Origin of the sequence: Rhizobium rosettiformans (assembly GCF_016806065.1) — a bacterium.
GTDB lineage: Bacteria > Pseudomonadota > Alphaproteobacteria > Rhizobiales > Rhizobiaceae > Allorhizobium.
The window spans coordinates 1,441,118-1,454,150 of record NZ_CP032405.1; the positions used below are offsets into that span (position 1 = coordinate 1,441,118).

Genomic DNA, 13,033 nt, shown 5'->3' on the forward strand with positions numbered 1-13,033 from the left:
GAATTTGGCATGGCTACGATAGACCATTCCACCACGCTTCTTCTCGGTCGCCTCAACTGGAGTGCGATCCCGACGGACCCGATCGTGCTCGCGACCTTCGTCGTCGTGGCCATCGGCGGCGCCGCAACGGTGGGCGCGTTGACCTATTACCGCCTATGGGGTTACCTCTGGCGGGAATGGCTGACCTCTGTCGATCACAAGAAGATCGGCATCATGTACATAATACTGGCCTTGGTGATGCTGGTGCGCGGCTTCGCCGACGCCATCATGATGCGACTGCAGCAGGTACTCGCCTTCAACGGCTCTGAGGGCTACCTCAACGCCCATCACTACGACCAGATCTTCACCGCCCACGGCGTGATCATGATCTTCTTCGTGGCGATGCCCTTCGTCACGGGTCTGATGAACTACGTCGTGCCGCTGCAGATCGGCGCGCGAGACGTCTCGTTCCCCTTCCTCAACAACTTCTCCTTCTGGATGACCGTCGGCGGTGCTGTGCTTGTCATGGCTTCGCTCTTCGTCGGTGAGTTCGCGCAGACCGGCTGGCTTGCCTTCCCGCCGCTGTCGGGCATCGGCTACAGTCCCTGGGTCGGGGTCGATTATTATATCTGGGGCCTGCAGATCGCCGGCGTCGGGACGACCCTCTCAGGCATCAACCTGCTCGTCACCATCGTCAAGATGCGCGCCCCGGGCATGACCCTGATGCGCATGCCTGTCTTCACCTGGACGGCACTCTGCACCAACATCCTCATCGTCGCCTCCTTCCCGGTGCTGACGATGACCCTGATCCTCCTGACGCTCGATCGCTACGTGGGAACGAACTTCTTCACGAATGATCTCGGCGGCAACCCGATGATGTATATCAACCTCATCTGGATCTGGGGTCACCCGGAAGTCTACATCCTCATCCTGCCGCTCTTCGGTGTCTTCTCGGAGATCACCTCAACCTTCTCGGGCAAGCGCCTCTTCGGCTACAGCTCGATGGTCTATGCGACCGTCTGCATCACGATCCTGAGCTACATCGTCTGGCTGCACCACTTCTTCACAATGGGTTCCGGCGCCTCGGTGAACGCCTTCTTCGGCATCACAACCATGATCATCTCGGTGCCCACGGGAGCCAAGATCTTCAACTGGCTCTTCACCATGTACAAGGGGAGGGTGCGCTTCGAATTGCCGATGATGTGGACGGTCGCCTTCATGCTGACCTTCACCATTGGTGGCATGACCGGCGTTCTCCTGGCCGTCCCGCCGGCAGACTTCGTCCTGCACAACTCGCTCTTCCTGGTGGCGCACTTCCACAACGTCATCATCGGTGGCGTGCTCTTCGGCTGCTTTGCCGCGATCGCCTACTGGTGGCCAAAGGCCTTTGGCTTCCAGCTCAATGTCTTCTGGGGCAAGGTCTCCTTCTGGAGCTGGGTCAGCGGCTTCTGGCTCGCCTTCATGCCGCTCTATGTGCTCGGCCTGATGGGTGTCACCCGCCGCATGCGCGTCTTCGATGATCCGGATCTCAGGATCTGGTTCATTCTGGCTGCCCTCGGCGCGCTCCTGATCGCCGTCGGCATCGCCGCCTTCTTCATCCAGATTGCGGTGTCGATCTGGAACCGGAAGGACAACATGGACGTCACCGGCGACCCCTGGGATGGCCGCACGCTGGAATGGGCGACATCCTCCCCGCCGCCGGCCTACAACTTCGCCTTCACGCCTGTGGTCCACGATCTCGACGCCTGGCATGACATGAAGCAGGTCGGTCAGAAGCGTCCGAAAGCACCCTATCTGCCGATCCACATGCCGCGTTACACCGGCACGGGTGTGATCATCTCAGGCCTCGCCACGGTCTGCGGCTTTGCGCTGGTCTGGTACATCTGGTGGCTGGCGGCCCTGGCCTTCCTCGCGATCATCGCCGTCTCGATCGCCCATACCTTCAACTACGACCGGGACTATTACGTCCCCGTCGACGAGGTCGAGCGCGTCGAAAAGGCGCGTGACCGCGAACTGGCAAGCGTAGGAGCGTAAAGATCGTGAGTACCGTCACCCACACCGATACGCCCGCCGTCTATTGGGAAACCGAGCCGCATCACCATCCGGAAGGCGGGTCCACCCGGCTCGGCTTCTGGATCTACCTGATGAGCGACTGCCTGATGTTCGCAGTCCTCTTTGCGGTCTTTGCCGTGGTCGGCCAGAGCTATGCGGCCGGTCCCGGGCCCAAGGCGCTCTTCGATCTGAACCTGATTGCGATCAACACCGGCTTCCTGCTGGTCTCCTCGATCACCTTCGGCTTCGCCATGCTCGCCATGTACGAGGGCAGGCAGGCTCGCATGCAGATCTGGCTTGCCGTCACCCTGCTGCTTGGCCTCGCCTTCCTGGCGCTCGAGATCTACGAGTTCCATCACCTGATCGAGCTCGGCGCCGGTCCCCAGCGTTCGGCCTTCCTCTCGGCCTTCTTCGCGCTGGTCGGCACCCACGGCCTGCACGTGCTGTTCGGCTGCATCTGGCTCGTCACGCTGATGGTGCAGATCAATCAAAAGGGCCTGATCCCGGCGAACACCCGACGCATGGAATGCTTGAGCATGTTCTGGCACTTCCTCGACGTCATCTGGATCGGCGTCTTCACCTTCGTTTATCTTTTGGGGATGATCTGATGTCACAACACTCCATCAAGCCCCATGGCCACAATGAACAGAGCCACGACAGCACTGGCCATGACCATGGCAGCTATCGTTCCTACCTGACGGGCTTCGTTCTTGCCGCCATTCTGACGATCATACCCTTTGCGGTCGTGATGAGCGGCGGATTCGACAGCCGCGTTCTGACGGCGGTGACGGTAATCGGCTTCGCTGTCGTCCAGGTCCTCGTTCACATGGTCTACTTCCTGCACATGAACACGCGTTCGGACGAGGGCTGGACCATGCTGTCGATGATTTTCACCATCATCGTGGTTGTGATCATGATCGCTGGCTCCGTCTGGGTCATGTTTAATCTGAACACCAACATGATGCCGTCAATGGACCACGAGAGCTTCCAGGGCTTCGGCTCCTGAAACAGCGAGGCGACATGACGCGAGCGGGCCGACCATGGTGGATTATCGGGCTCGGCACGCTCGCCGTCGCCCTGCTCCTCGGTCTGGGCGTCTGGCAATTGCAGCGTCTGCAGTGGAAGACGGCCCTCATCGAGCGCGTCGAGGCGGGGCTTCTTGCTCCACCGGTCGCTGCGCCCGGTCCGGTTGACTGGGCTGCCGTCTCCTTCGACACCGCGGAATATCGCCGCGTCGAGGTGCAAGGCCGCTATCTTCCGGGCGACGATATCCTCGTCAAGGCCGTGACGGCCCGCGGGTCGGGCTTCTGGGTCATGTCGCCATTTGAAACGCGGGAAGGATGGCGGCTCTTCGTCAACAGAGGCTTCGTTCCTGATGATCGCCGGTCACCGGCGGACCGTCCGCAGCCGAACGGCGAGCAGGAAGTGACGGGGCTTTTGCGGCTCACCCAGCCCGGCGGCGCCTTCTTGCGGGACAATGATCCCGCCAATGGTCGCTGGTTCTCGCGCGACACTGTTGCGATGGGCGGTACGCTCGGCCTCGGTGACGTCGCGCCCTATTTCATCGATGCCGACGCACGCGTCGACGCCCTCCCGATCGGCGGACTGACCGTCGTCTCCTTCCCGAACAAACACTTCGGCTATGCGATGACCTGGTTCGGTCTGGCTGCCGTCTTTGCCTACCTGCTTTACCGCGCCACGAGACCCGGCGCACCAGACCGCTAATAGCGCGCTTTGCGACGGGTTGGTCAGGATCTTTTCGATCCGGCGGCCCGGGGCGTTGGCACCGCGGTGTCAGCGGGTGCGGTCCACATGCTCTTGATGAGCTGTTTCACCTGGTTTTGCAGAATATCGTCCTGTCTTGCCACTTCCACGAAGCGGCCGGTGAACTCGCGCGTGGAGCTCAAGAGACCTGCAAGCGCGATCGACGCCATCATGCCCAGCTTGGTGTCGAACGGGCGCTGCTGCCCCGATGCATCGAGGCTTGACTGCACGAAAGGATAGAGGACTTCGAGAAATGGCTTCGCCAGAGCCTCTTCGATGAAGTCCTTTCGTTCCTCGTCGCGGCTGTGAATGATTTCCGAAAACAGAATTCTCGAAAAATGCGTGCGCCGCCAAATCACTTCGACGACTTCGGAACTGATGAAATCGACACGCTCTGCCTGCGGGCGTTCACGGGCCCGATCAATCGCGGACTCGAGCAACTCGACGGTTTCGCGCGCCACTTCGGTCACGATCGCCTGCCAAAGGCCCATCTTCGATCCGTAGCGATAGGAGATCAGCGCAACGTCCACGCCTGCGGTCGTTGCGATCGCACGCAGTGATGTCTGCTCGAAACCATTTGCCGCAAAGGTCTCCATGGCAGCATCCAGAAGGCCTTCGGCATTCTGTTCTGCGCCCCGGCGAGGCCTCCCTCGTTTCCGTTCGGTCACGTTCTTAATCTGTTTCACACCACCCTCAATTCGTTCGCTTGACAAGCCTAGCCGCATTCCGGCATATATTCAACAGACGATGAATAATTCTTCCCTCGTTTTCAGGAGCTTGCGATGCCCACCCCGTTGGTAACGCGCCAGATGGGTCGGTTGCCCCCGACGTCAACAAAATTTCCCTTGCTGGTCGCGGCAGTTTTGCCCCTCCTGCTCGCCTCTTGCAGCGACGATGTGTCGGAGAAGGCCGGCTATGTGCCGACGGTGAGGGTCGCAACCGCGGCCGCCGTGTCCGATGTTGTTACCGTTTCCGGTACCGGAGAGGTGAAGCCCCGGGTGGAAAGTGTCCTGTCCTTCAAGGTCAGCGGTCGCGTCATTGCCCGTGATGTCGAAGTCGGTGATCGGGTAAAGGTTGGCCAGGTGCTTGCCAGCCTTGATCCGACGGAACAGAAGGCGGATCTGACGGCGGCAGAAGCGGCCATACGGGCCCGCCAAGCCACTTTGCGCACCGCCGAATCCTATCTCAACCGCCGCCGTACCCTGACCCAGACAGGTGCTCTGCCGCAGCAGCAGCTGGACGAGGCGATCCAGCAATATGATTCGGCCGTCAATGATCTCGATGCGGCTCAGGCCAATCTCGCAAGCGTTCAGGAGAGCCTGGCTCAGACGGAGCTGAAAGCCGATGCCGATGGTCTTATCACGGCCGTGAGCATCGAACCGGGCGAAGTCGTGCAGCCTTCCTCGGCCGCATTCGAGCTCGCCCATGATGGTGAACTCGATGCGGTCTTCAACGTGGATGAAAGTGCCTTGACCAGGGATGCCCAGCCTGAATCGGTGGAAGTGGCTCTTGTCGATCGGCCGGATATTCGCGCAGTCGCGCGCATTCAGGAGATCAGCCCCTCGGTGGATCGCAAGCTCGGCACCGTGCGCCTGAAGCTGTCGATCACCGATCCGCCGCCGGAGATCACGCTGGGTTCGGCAATTGTGGCCTATGCGAAGCTCTCCGAAGTGGGGCGGATATCCATTCCGTCGCAGTCGTTGACCAGTGACAATGGAAAGCCCGCAGTCTTCGTCGTCGATCCGGCGACAGAAACCGTCGAGACCCGTCAAATCGAGGTGCTGCGCTACGACGCCGACCGGATCATCGTCGCCAACGGGCTTGAACCCGGTGATCAGCTCGTCGTCGATGGAACGCAGTTTCTCTACCCGAAACAAAAGGTGCGTGCGGTTCCGGGAGACGCGCAATGAAGCAATTGAAAGCATTTGCATTTCTGTGCCTTGCCGTCGTCGCGTTGAGTGCCTGCAGCGAGGCCGAAGAACCGGCCGCGCCCCAGGTGCGCCCGGCTCTCTCGATCATCGCAGGTCCGCGCGAGAGCGAGCCCGGATCGACCTTCACCGGGACTGTCGAGGCCAAGCTGAATGTCGACATCGGCTTTCGTCTGCTCGGTCGGGTCACTGCGCGCATGGTGGATGTCGGCGATGTCGTTCGTGCCGGCGATGTTCTGATGACGCTCGACACGACAAGCCTTCAACTCGCAGTCCGTCAGGCCGAGGCAGATCTCGCATCCGCAAAGGCCAAATTCGATCTGGCGCAGGTGAATGCCAGCCGCCAGGCGACGCTTCTGAGAACCCAGGCGACCACGCGGGAGCGACTGGAAGAGGCCGAGCAGACGGCGGAAGCCGCTGAGGCAACGGTCAAACAAAAGGAAGCCGATCTGACCAAGGCGCGCGAGCAGACAACCTATGCCACTGTCGTCGCGCAAACCGACGGTGTCGTTTCGGCCGTGAGCGCGGAAGTCGGACAGGTCGTTGCAGCCGGTCAATCGGCCGTAACGATCGCCCGGCTGGAGGCCCTCGATGCGGTCATCGATGTGCCCGACACGCTGAAGGCGCTTCAACTGCCCGATACGGAATACGAGGTCACCCTCCTGTCGAATCCGCAGATCAAGGCACAAGGTCGCGTGCGGGAAGTCGCACCCGAGGCTGATGGCGCAACCCGGACGCGGCGAACCAAGCTTGCTCTGTCCGCCCCGGACAAGGCCTTTCGCTTGGGCAGCACCGTGGTCGCGAGACCAATCGCAGCCGTCGCCACCGCCATCTGGCTGCCTGAAACGGCTATAGGTGCCGATCAGTCAGGCGGCGCATTTGTCTGGGTCATCGACCCCGCCAGCGGTGCCGTGGAGCGTCGGCCTGTCGAAGCCGAAAAGGCCCAGGGCGGCGGCTATGACATTGTTTCGGGATTGCAGGCCGGAGAGCGCGTGGTCAGCGCCGGCGTGAACTCCCTCACCGAAAACCAGATCGTTTCCTTCACCGACGAGATCGCCCGATGAACAGCAAATTCAATCTTTCCGAATGGGCACTGCGTCACAAGTCGCTCGTCTGGTACTTCATGATCCTTGCCACTGTCGCGGGGGTCATGGCCTATTTCAATCTCGGACGGGAAGAAGATCCGGAATTCACGATCAAGACGATGCTGATCCAGGCCCAATGGCCGGGGGCATCGGTCGATGAAATGACCAGCCAGGTCACCGATCGGATCGAGAAGAAACTGCAGGAACTCGAATCCCTCGACTACACCAAGAGTATCAATGCCCCGGGACAGGCGACGATCTACGTCAACCTTCTCGAGAACACGAAGGCAGCCGACGTCAACCCGACCTGGGTCAAGGTCCGGAACATGATCAACGACATCGTTCCAAACCTTCCTCAGGGTGTGGTCGGTCCCTTCTTCATCGACAGCTTCGGGGATGTCTATGGCAATATCTATGCCTTCACGGCAGACGGACTGACACAGCGACAGCTACGGGACTATCTGGAAGCGGCACGAACCGAGATCCTTGCCGTTCCCAATGTCGGGAAGGTCGATCTCATCGGCGCTCAGGACGAGGTGATCTATCTGGAGTTCTCCACCCGGCGTATGGCCGCGCTTGGCATCACCCAGCAACAGATCGTCGAGACACTGCAGAACCAGAACGCCGTCGTCGCATCAGGCACTCTGCGCACCGCGTCCGAGAGCATCAGCATGCGCGTCTCAGGTCAGTTCTCCACGGAAGACGACCTTAGAAAGGTCAACCTTCGCGTCAACGACCGCTTCTTCCGACTGAGCGATGTCGCGACCATCACGCGCGGCTATGTCGACCCGCAGCAGGCGCTGTTCCGGGTCAATGGCGAGCCGGCGATCGGTCTTGCGATCGGCATGAAGCCGGGCTCCAACCTGCTCGAATTCGGCGAAGCCTTGTCCGAGAAGATGGAAAAGGTGACCGCCAGCCTGCCCATCGGTATTGGCATTCATCATGTGGCTGATCAGGCCGTTGTCGTCGACGAGGCCGTCGGCGGTTTCACCAAGGCCCTCTTCGAGGCAATCGCCATCGTTCTCGTCGTTAGCTTCATAAGTCTCGGCGCCAGAGCCGGGCTCGTGGTCGCTCTGTCGATCCCGCTGGTCCTCGCCATCACCTTCGTCGCCATGGAGTATCTGGGCATCTCCCTCCAGCGCATTTCGCTCGGTGCATTGATCATCGCGCTCGGCTTGCTGGTCGACGATGCCATGATCGCCATCGAGATGATGGTGTCCAAGCTCGAACAGGGCGAACCCCTGTCCAAGGCAGCGATAGCGGTTTGGACCTCGACGGCATTTCCGATGCTGACCGGCACCCTGGTCACCGTCGCGAGTTTCATTCCCGTCGGTCTGAACGACAGCGCCGCGGGCGAGTTCACCTTCTCGCTCTTCGTCGTCATTGCCGTTGCCCTCATCGTTTCCTGGATCGTCGCCGTTCTCTTCGCGCCGGTTCTCGGGGTGCTGATCCTTCCGGCAAAGATGGAGCGGCATCATGAGCAGAAGGGCAGGGTCGCCCAGATGTTCTCGCGCATTCTGGCGGCTTGCATGCATTGGCCGAAGATGACAGTCGCCGCCACATTCGGCGTCTTCCTCCTCTCCGTCTATGGCATGGGCTTCGTCCAGCAGCAGTTCTTCCCGGCATCGGACCGTCCAGAATTGATCGTCGACTGGACCGGGCGGCAGAACTCCACGCTGGCCCAGACCAAGGCCGACATGGATGAGTTTGAGGCCGCCTACCTCGCCAATGACGACAGCATCGAACACTGGACATCCTATGTCGGGCAAGGCGCCAAGCGCTTCGTTCTCTCATTCGACGTGCAGCCGTCGGCCCCCTACTTCGGCCAGATGGTCATCGTCACCAAGAGCATCGAAGCCCGGGAGGCTCTCAAGGAAAAACTGATGGCGGTTGCCGCGGATGGCTATCCGGGCACGGACATTCTGGTCAAGGAAATGGAGCTCGGACCGCCGGTCGGCCGGCCGATCCAGTACCGCGTCAGCGGCCCGGATCCGGAAAAGGTGCGTGAATACGCAACCGGATTGGCAGCCGTCATCGGCACGGAGCCGCGTCTCGGTCGCATCGTCTTCGACTGGATGGAGCCGGCTCGCACCGTCAAGGTCGATGTGCTTCAGGACAAGGCCCGGCTTCTCGGCGTGAGCTCGAGCGATATAGCAACAGCACTCAACAATATGGCCGGCGGATCGACCATGACGCAGCTGCGCGACAGCATCTATCTGATCAATGTTGTTGGCCGTGCGCCGGGCGACGAACGCCAGTCCGTCGAAACACTTCGCAATCTGCAGCTGCCCGGCGGTGACGGCCAGTCCGTACCGCTCGCCTCCATCGCCAGCTTCTCCTATGGCATGGAGCAGCCCGTAATCTGGCGTCGTGATCGCAGTCCGACGATCACGCTGAAAGCTGCCATCACCGATGCCACGCAGCCGGCCACTATCGATGCTGCCTTGAAGGACAAGGTCGAAACCTATGCCGCCGATCTTCCCGCAGGTTATCATGTTGCGGTCGGCGGTTCGGTCGAAAGCAGTGCCAAGAGCCAGGCACCGATTGCGGCCGTCGTTCCGCTGATGCTTCTGACCATGACCACGATCCTGATGTTCCAGCTGCAAAGCTTCCAGCGGCTGTTCATGGTTGTGATCGTGGCTCCGCTTGGACTGATCGGTGTTGTCGCAGCCCTTCTGCCCAGCGGGGCGCCTCTCGGCTTCGTTGCCATTCTCGGCGTCTTGGCCCTGATCGGTATCCTCATCCGAAACTCGGTCATCCTCGTGGTCGAGATCGATACGCTGCAACGGAACGGCCGCCATGCCTGGGATGCGGTCCGCGAGGCCACCGAGCACCGCATGCGGCCAATCATGCTGACGGCGGCCGCAGCCAGTCTCGCGCTCATCCCCATCGCCTCTGAGATCTTCTGGGGGCCAATGGCTTTCGCGATGATGGGCGGCATCATCGTCGGTACGGTGCTGACGCTGCTTTTCCTGCCGGCGCTCTATCTGATCTGGTTCCGGATCAAGGAGCCTTCTGTCACGGCCTGACCGACTGGACGAACTTGACCGGCCGCGACAAAGCTTGCGGCCGGTTTTCTTCTTGGCTCAATAAGAACTTTCGAGACTGTAGCGGCTGCCTGGGTAAAGAAGCCGAACGGATGTCACCAGCCGGTCGCCGGACCAGGTCCGACGCCGCACGAGTAGACAGGGTTCGGACCGTGCGATGGCCAGCAGCCGGCATTCCCACGGCAGCGGCAAGACCGCCTCGACGAACTGCTCGGCGCGCGAGATCGGCGCGATACCGCTCAGATAGGCGTTCGGCGTGATCGTCCGGAAATCCTGGTCGAGATAGGCGGGCGCAAGCTCCGCATGGACGAAGCGATCCTCGAGCTGGATCGGCAGGTCGTCTTCCTTGTGCACGATGACCGAATGAAAGGCTGATGTGCCGGCGGCCACTTCCAGCCTGTCCGCCAGATCGTGATCGCAGACTTCCGCCTGCATCAGCACGATCTCGACCGAATGCTGGCCGCCGCGCTCTGCAATTTCCTCGGCGATATTGCGCACATCGCTGACATTGGCCCGGCGCTTCTTCGGTGCAACGAAGGAGCCTCGCCCCTGGACCCGCACGATGACGCCTTCGCTGGCGAGTTCGCGAAGCGCCCGATGCGCGGTCATCCGGCTGACCCCCAGCATCTCGACCAACTCGTTTTCAGAGGGAATGCGAAAATTGATCGGCCATTCGCCGCGCTCGATCCGCGCCTTGATCTCGGCCTTCATCTGCTCGTAGAGCGGCGTATCCTGACCTTCCTCGGGAAGCGCAAAGCCTGGTTGATCATCGGACATGCTGGTCGATCCTGCTGGTGGCGATGCGAATGTAATGTCGCGGCGCGGCGTTCAATCCCTTATCGGCTAAGGCCTTGTCGAGGCAACTGGTTCGCAACTCGATCCCTCATCGGCCACAGCAGACACCTCGATGACGTAAAGGCAACAATCAGCCCCAAGAGGCTCGACGGCGAGCTCCAGCGGCATCTGTCCGCATATCAGCACATCACCGAGCCTGACATCCGATCGTAGGCTATCGATCTTAACCACAGCATCGCCGCGAAACACGATCGCGAGAGTGTCATCGGACATCGAGAGCGTTTGTACGGCTGACACGGCGATCTTCGTCATGTGATGGACGAAGATCCCGCGACGGCTCATGACATTGAGATCGAGCGTTTCACCGCCAAGACAATCCGCCTGAACCTCTGCATCGCCGGAAAAGGCAAAGGGAGGCGAGGCCACTAAAAGCGGCGGCTCCCGCCTCCCATCGACCGTCAACTGCATGCCGTCGCCTTGCAGAACAGCTATCGTCCTGTCGATTCCAGCAAAGACCGAGAACGGACCGGAGGTCCCGACGGTTGCCAGGCTGATTCGCCAGTCGAACCCGCCGGATCCATCCGAAGCCGGCCGGGAGATCACCTCGCGGGTGATCCCCAGCCCGTTTTTCCAGGGCATCTTCAGGTGCTCGTCAAAGCGCTGGATGCGGATGGACATGGGCGTGTCGTGTCCCCTCAGTTGCCGAGGATGCCGGGCAGACGAAGGCCCTTTTCCTTGGCGCAATCGAGCGCGATGTCATAGCCCGCATCGGCGTGGCGCATGACGCCGGTCGCCGGATCGTTCCACAGAACCCGCTCCAGTCGGCGTGCAGCATCGTCGGTTCCGTCGGCGCAGATGACCATGCCGGAATGCTGGGAAAAGCCCATGCCCACGCCACCGCCGTGATGCAGCGAGACCCAGGTCGCACCCGAGGCGCAGTTGAGCAGCGCGTTCAGAAGCGGCCAGTCGGACACGGCGTCGGAACCGTCCTTCATCGCTTCCGTCTCGCGGTTCGGCGAAGAGACCGAACCCGAATCGAGATGATCGCGACCGATGACGACGGGAGCCTTGAGCTCGCCACTGCGCACCATCTCGTTGAAGGCAAGGCCCAGCTTGTGGCGATCGCCGAGACCGACCCAGCAGATGCGCGCCGGCAGGCCCTGGAAGGAGATGCGTTCACGCGCCATGTCCAGCCAGTTGTGCAGATGTTTGTTGTCGGGCAGCAGCTCCTTCACCTTGGCATCGGTCTTGTAGATATCCTCCGGATCACCCGAAAGGGCTGCCCAGCGGAACGGGCCGATGCCACGGCAGAACAGTGGACGGATATAGGCCGGCACGAAGCCCGGGAAGGCGAAGGCATTCTCGAAGCCTTCCTCCTTGGCGACCTGGCGGATGTTGTTGCCATAGTCGAGCGTCGGAATACCCCTGTTCCAGAAGTCGACCATCGCCTGCACATGGGTCTTCATCGAGGCCCGGGCAGCGACTTCTACCGCCTTCGGATCGCTCTCCTGTTTCGCCCGCCATTCGGCAACCGTCCAGCCGAGTGGCAGATAGCCGTGGATGGGATCATGGGCCGAGGTCTGGTCGGTGACGATGTCGGGGCGTACGCCACGACGCACCAGTTCCGGGAAGATCTCGGCGGCATTGCCGACGAGGCCGACGGATTTCGCTTCACCTGCCTTGGTCCACTGGTCGATCAGCGCGAGCGCCTCGTCCAGCCTATGCGCCTTGGCATCGACGTAACGGGTGCGCAGGCGGAAATCGATGCGGGTCTCATCGCATTCGACAGCAAGGCAGCAGGCGCCGGCCATGACGGCCGCCAGCGGCTGGGCGCCACCCATGCCGCCGAGGCCACCGGTCAGGATCCACTTGCCCTTGAGATTGCCGTTATAGTGCTGGCGCCCGGCTTCCACGAAGGTCTCATAGGTGCCCTGCACGATGCCCTGGGTGCCGATATAGATCCACGAACCGGCGGTCATCTGGCCGTACATGGCCAGCCCCTTCTTATCCAGCTCGTTGAAATGGTCCCAGGTCGCCCAGTGCGGCACGAGGTTGGAATTGGCGATCAGCACACGCGGCGCATCCTTGTGGGTGCGGAACACGCCGACGGGCTTGCCCGACTGTACGATCAGCGTCTCCTCCTCGGTGAGCGTCTTCAACGTCTCGACGATCCGATCGAAATCGTCCCAAGTGCGCGCCGCCCGGCCGATGCCGCCATAAACGACCAGCTCGTGCGGTCGCTCGGCGACATCAGGGTCGAGATTGTTCATCAACATGCGCAGCGGCGCTTCCGTCATCCAGCTCTTGGCCGATAGTTCGGTTCCGATGGCGGCGCGGACGTCGCGGATATTGTGTCTAGGATTGCTCATGGTCCTGTTTCCTT

11 protein-coding genes are annotated in these 13,033 nt (G+C 61.2%); 7 read left to right on the top strand and 4 right to left on the bottom strand.

Features of this window, described 5'->3' with window-relative positions:
• Nucleotides 1–9: 9 nt before the first annotated feature.
• Genes cyoB through D4A92_RS06815 form a run of 4 tightly spaced genes read left to right on the top strand, consistent with a single transcriptional unit; the run spans nucleotide 10 to nucleotide 3,756 of the window.
• Nucleotides 10–2,013, top strand: a complete 2,004-nt coding sequence (gene cyoB, locus D4A92_RS06800; RefSeq protein WP_203018913.1) for a cytochrome o ubiquinol oxidase subunit I — start codon at nucleotides 10–12, stop codon at nucleotides 2,011–2,013.
• Between the two features lie 2 nt (nucleotides 2,014–2,015).
• Nucleotides 2,016–2,639, top strand: a complete 624-nt coding sequence (cyoC, locus tag D4A92_RS06805) for a cytochrome o ubiquinol oxidase subunit III (RefSeq protein ID WP_100220855.1) — start codon at nucleotides 2,016–2,018, stop codon at nucleotides 2,637–2,639.
• A complete protein-coding gene (gene cyoD / locus D4A92_RS06810; RefSeq protein ID WP_203018914.1) occupies nucleotides 2,639–3,037 on the top strand; it encodes a cytochrome o ubiquinol oxidase subunit IV in 399 nt (132 codons plus the stop codon). The genes cyoC and cyoD overlap by 1 nt, the downstream gene beginning before the upstream one ends.
• A gap of 14 nt (nucleotides 3,038–3,051) precedes the next feature.
• Nucleotides 3,052–3,756 (top strand): SURF1 family protein, encoded by a 705-nt coding sequence (locus D4A92_RS06815; protein ID WP_203018915.1) that lies wholly within the window; start codon nucleotides 3,052–3,054, stop codon nucleotides 3,754–3,756.
• Nucleotides 3,757–3,779: 23 nt separating this feature from the next.
• On the opposite strand, the gene D4A92_RS06820 is transcribed toward D4A92_RS06815, so the two are convergent.
• Complete coding sequence (locus D4A92_RS06820; protein WP_281435262.1) at nucleotides 3,780–4,520, bottom strand: TetR/AcrR family transcriptional regulator; 741 nt, start codon at nucleotides 4,518–4,520, stop codon at nucleotides 3,780–3,782.
• Between the two features lie 57 nt (nucleotides 4,521–4,577).
• On the opposite strand from D4A92_RS06820, the gene D4A92_RS06825 reads away from it, so the two are divergent.
• From D4A92_RS06825 to D4A92_RS06835, 3 genes are read left to right on the top strand one after another with little or no spacing between them, the layout of a single operon-like run.
• Complete coding sequence (locus tag D4A92_RS06825; protein ID WP_203018917.1) at nucleotides 4,578–5,705, top strand: efflux RND transporter periplasmic adaptor subunit; 1,128 nt, start codon at nucleotides 4,578–4,580, stop codon at nucleotides 5,703–5,705.
• A complete protein-coding gene (locus tag D4A92_RS06830) occupies nucleotides 5,702–6,787 on the top strand; it encodes an efflux RND transporter periplasmic adaptor subunit (protein WP_203018918.1) in 1,086 nt (361 codons plus the stop codon). The genes D4A92_RS06825 and D4A92_RS06830 overlap by 4 nt, the downstream gene beginning before the upstream one ends.
• Entirely contained in the window at nucleotides 6,784–9,837 is a 3,054-nt protein-coding gene (locus D4A92_RS06835; RefSeq protein WP_203018919.1) for an efflux RND transporter permease subunit, read from the top strand. The genes D4A92_RS06830 and D4A92_RS06835 overlap by 4 nt, the downstream gene beginning before the upstream one ends.
• Before the next feature lie 57 nt (nucleotides 9,838–9,894).
• Here the strand turns inward: D4A92_RS06835 and hutC are convergent, their stop codons facing one another.
• The 3 genes from hutC to hutU all read right to left on the bottom strand — a co-directional run bounded on the left by hutC (nucleotide 9,895) and on the right by hutU (nucleotide 13,019).
• Nucleotides 9,895–10,632 carry a histidine utilization repressor gene (gene hutC / locus D4A92_RS06840; RefSeq protein WP_203018920.1) on the bottom strand — a complete coding sequence of 246 codons (738 nt, stop codon included), beginning with the start codon at nucleotides 10,630–10,632 and terminating at the stop codon, nucleotides 9,895–9,897.
• 66 nt (nucleotides 10,633–10,698) lie between these two features.
• The gene (locus D4A92_RS06845) at nucleotides 10,699–11,328 is read right to left on the bottom strand and encodes a HutD/Ves family protein (protein ID WP_203018921.1); all 630 of its coding nucleotides are present in this window, start codon (nucleotides 11,326–11,328) and stop codon (nucleotides 10,699–10,701) included.
• Nucleotides 11,329–11,345: 17 nt separating this feature from the next.
• Nucleotides 11,346–13,019 (bottom strand): urocanate hydratase, encoded by a 1,674-nt coding sequence (hutU, locus tag D4A92_RS06850; RefSeq protein WP_203018923.1) that lies wholly within the window; start codon nucleotides 13,017–13,019, stop codon nucleotides 11,346–11,348.
• Nucleotides 13,020–13,033: the final 14 nt, after the last annotated feature.

Coding starts and splice junctions, on each gene's coding strand:
- D4A92_RS06815 (WP_203018915.1), top strand. CDS start 3,052: ATGACGCGAGCGGGCCGACCATGGTGGATTATCGGGCTCGGCACGCTC.
- D4A92_RS06825 (WP_203018917.1), top strand. CDS start 4,578: ATGCCCACCCCGTTGGTAACGCGCCAGATGGGTCGGTTGCCCCCGACG.
- hutC (WP_203018920.1), bottom strand. CDS start 10,632: ATGTCCGATGATCAACCAGGCTTTGCGCTTCCCGAGGAAGGTCAGGAT.
- D4A92_RS06830 (WP_203018918.1), top strand. CDS start 5,702: ATGAAGCAATTGAAAGCATTTGCATTTCTGTGCCTTGCCGTCGTCGCG.
- cyoB (WP_203018913.1), top strand. CDS start 10: ATGGCTACGATAGACCATTCCACCACGCTTCTTCTCGGTCGCCTCAAC.
- D4A92_RS06820 (WP_281435262.1), bottom strand. CDS start 4,520: ATGCGGCTAGGCTTGTCAAGCGAACGAATTGAGGGTGGTGTGAAACAG.
- D4A92_RS06835 (WP_203018919.1), top strand. CDS start 6,784: ATGAACAGCAAATTCAATCTTTCCGAATGGGCACTGCGTCACAAGTCG.
- cyoD (WP_203018914.1), top strand. CDS start 2,639: ATGTCACAACACTCCATCAAGCCCCATGGCCACAATGAACAGAGCCAC.
- D4A92_RS06845 (WP_203018921.1), bottom strand. CDS start 11,328: ATGTCCATCCGCATCCAGCGCTTTGACGAGCACCTGAAGATGCCCTGG.
- hutU (WP_203018923.1), bottom strand. CDS start 13,019: ATGAGCAATCCTAGACACAATATCCGCGACGTCCGCGCCGCCATCGGA.